The sequence below is a fragment of the Kitasatospora sp. NPDC047058 genome (genome assembly GCF_040643935.1).
Taxonomy (GTDB): domain Bacteria; phylum Actinomycetota; class Actinomycetes; order Streptomycetales; family Streptomycetaceae; genus Kitasatospora.
The window spans coordinates 1-2886 of record NZ_JBEYVJ010000633.1 but is presented as its reverse complement, the minus strand read 5'-3'; the positions used below and the strand labels follow the sequence as shown (position 1 = coordinate 2886).

Below are 2886 nucleotides of genomic sequence, written 5' to 3'. Positions count from 1 at the left end.
GCCACCACCCCGTACGCCGCCGCCGCCACCGCCGCAGTCCGCGCCCGGCGCCCGCGCTCCACCCACGGCACCACCGCCCGAGCGAGGGCCGCCGTCACGCCAGGAAGCACACGGCACCGGCCCTCCCCGCACCGCGGGGCCCACCCCGCCGACGGACAGGAAGGGACCACCCTCACCCCATGTACTCCTCAGCGACCTCCCCCACGCCGACCGCGACCCGCACCGCGCTGCGTCCCCCCACCGCAGCCACCGGCCGTCCCGGCCCCAAGCAGGTCCCGCCGCAGAGCCGCCCGGTGGTGCCGCGCGGCACCGACGGCCGGTCCGCGGAGGCGCGGGGCCAGGCCGCCCGGACGGCGCTGGGGCTGCGCGCCCCCGAGACCGTCCTGCCGGGCGGAGCGCGGATCCCGGCCGCCCGCCCGGGCGAGGGCCGGCTGCTGCGCCCGCCGATGCGGCCGGGCCAGCCGGGCACCGCCGAGCGGATCGACCCGTCGGCCCTGCAGACCCCGGCCGTCCGGGCCGCGCTGGCCGGTGTCGCGCGGATATGTCCCGCGTTCACCCCGCGCCAGGTGCTGCGCGAGGGGAGCCGCCACATCCTGGTGGCGGGCACCATCGGGCGGGCGCCGGTGGTGGCCAAGTGCCTGGCGCCGCAGGCGGTGCGGAGCGAGTACTTCGAGCAGCTGGTGGCCGACTTCCACCACGAGGTCGCGGTCTACCGGGCGTTCGTCCGGCACCGTCCGCCGGTGCGGCTGCCCCGGCTGGTGGCGGCCGACCACGACCGCTGCGTGCTCGTCATGGAGCGCGTTCCCGGCCGCCCGGCCGCGCGGGAGCGCCACCCCGTCAACGCGCCCACCCCGGGCGAGGTGCGGGCCCTGCTCACCGCCGTCCGCACGCTCAACCTGTGGCGGCCGCCGACCGACGTGTTCCAGCCGCGGATGGACTACCCGCTGGAGATCGCCCGGTACCACTCGGTGGGCCAGCTGACCGACCGGGACGCGGGCGACCTGCGCGGCCTGCTGCACGGCCTCGGCCACACCCCGCTCCAGCTCTGCCACGGCGACGCCCTGCTCAGCAACATGCTGCTGGCGCCGTCCGGCCCGGTGCTGGTCGACTGGGAGCAGGCCGGCTGGTACCTGCCCGGCTACGACCTGGCGGTGCTGTGGAGCGTGCTCTCCGGGGACACCGCGGCCCGCCGGCAGATCAGCCAACTCGCCCAGAGCGGCGGCACGCTGGCCCGGGACTCGTTCCTGGTCAACCTGGTGCTGGTGCTGATGCGGGAGATCCGGCTGTACGACGTGCCGGGCGCGGGCGAGGAGCAGCGGATCATGATCCGCCGGCTGTACGACGACGCCGCGCTGGCCCGCCGGGCCGTCCGCGCCGCCGTCGGCACCCGCTGAGGCCGACCCGGGCGGACGGGGAGGGGTCCGGCTGGACAGACCGCCGGCCGGACCGGCCTCAGGGCCGGGCGCCGCGGTCGAGGGCGGCCCGGCCGGCGGCCTCCAGGACGGCCTCCTCCGGGGCGCAGTGCACCCCGCTGCTGAGCACGTCGCGCAGGTAGCGTTCGAGCGGGTGACGCCGACTCAGGCCCGGGCTGCCGGTGAGCGCGACGGCCTGCCGGACGGCCGAGACCGCGGCCCGGGTCACCAGCAACTGGGCCGGTCCGGTCCGGGCGACGGCGTCCGGCTCGGCCCGGTCCACCCGGGGTGCCAGGCCGTGCACCAGCTCCTCGGCACCGATCAGCCGGGCCTCGATCTCGCCCAGCGCGTGGTGGTGGCGGGACCGCCCGCCGAGCGGCCCGGCGGGATCGGCCGGAGTGCTGTGCCGGTGCAGGAAGCGGACCAGCCAGTCCTGGGCGGAACGGGCCGCCCCGAGGACGACCGCGGCAAGGGCCAGATCGTGCCAGGCGCGGGTCAGTTCGGCCGCCGGCACACCGGAATCGCCGGTTCCGCATCCGTTTCCCGAAGGGGCGGTTCCGGCCACCCGGGAACCGGGACCAGAAGGGCCGGTTCCGCTTCCCGAAGGGGCGGATCCGGCCACCCCGTGGGGAACCGCGAGTCCGAGCGTGAGCTCCGCCGGCACCCGGACCGCGTCCAGCACCACGTCGTGGCCGGCACTGGCCCGCAACCCGACCTGGTCCCAGGTCGGATCGACCTCGACGCCCTCGCTGTCGCCCCGGACCAGGAAGGTGCCGACCCGCGGCACCGGTTCGTCGGTCCGCGCGGTGACCGCCATCCAGGCCAGCGCCTCGGCGCCCGCGCAGTACGTCTTCCGGCCGGTGAGCAGCCACCCCGCACCGTCCCACCGGGCCACCGTGGCCGGCAGCCCGGGGCTTCGGCCGCCGCTCCAGGACCCGTTCCGGCCCTCGGGCTCCGCGTCCAGGGTGTTGACCAGCACCGGTCCCCGGCGGGACTCGGTGAGCAGCCGCCGGTAGCCGGCCGCCGGCCAGCTCGCCACCCGGGCCTGTTCGGCGTGCCGGAGCAGGGTGAACGCGGTGACCACGGCCACCGAGGCGTCCCCGCGCCCGAGTTGGGCGAGCACCCGGACGGTGTCGGCGAGCGTGCCGCCCGGCCCGCCGTACCGCTGGGCCACGGTGAGGGTGAGCAGTCCGGCCTCGTGCACCGCCTCGATGCCCTGGTAGGGGAAGGTGGCGTCGCGGTCGTGCTCCTCCGCGCGGGCGGCCAGCAGGTCGACGACCCGGGGCAGGCCGGCGAGAGCGGCGGCGACGGGCGACTGGTCGGCGGTGGTCATGGTGCTGGTGCCTCCGGACGGCAGCATGGGCTCGGCAACTGCGGGCGGCACGCCGGACGGGCGCGCGGTACCGGATGGCGGCCCCGGAGGTCAGCGCAGTTGCCGCCCCCGGACCGGCGCCGCCGGGTCGGGGTCGAGGTC

2 protein-coding genes are annotated in these 2886 nt (G+C 77.7%); one reads left to right on the top strand and one right to left on the bottom strand.

Annotation, left to right across the window (positions count from 1 at the left end):
* The first annotated feature begins 179 nt into the window (after positions 1-179).
* On the top strand, positions 180-1394 hold the full coding sequence (locus tag ABZ885_RS38565) for a phosphotransferase (RefSeq protein ID WP_360199475.1): 1215 nt from the start codon (positions 180-182) through the stop codon (positions 1392-1394).
* A gap of 58 nt (positions 1395-1452) precedes the next feature.
* On the opposite strand, the gene ABZ885_RS38560 is transcribed toward ABZ885_RS38565, so the two are convergent.
* Positions 1453-2745 carry an acyl-CoA dehydrogenase family protein gene (locus tag ABZ885_RS38560; protein WP_360199473.1) on the bottom strand — a complete coding sequence of 431 codons (1293 nt, stop codon included), beginning with the start codon at positions 2743-2745 and terminating at the stop codon, positions 1453-1455.
* Between the last annotated feature and the right edge of the window lie 141 nt (positions 2746-2886).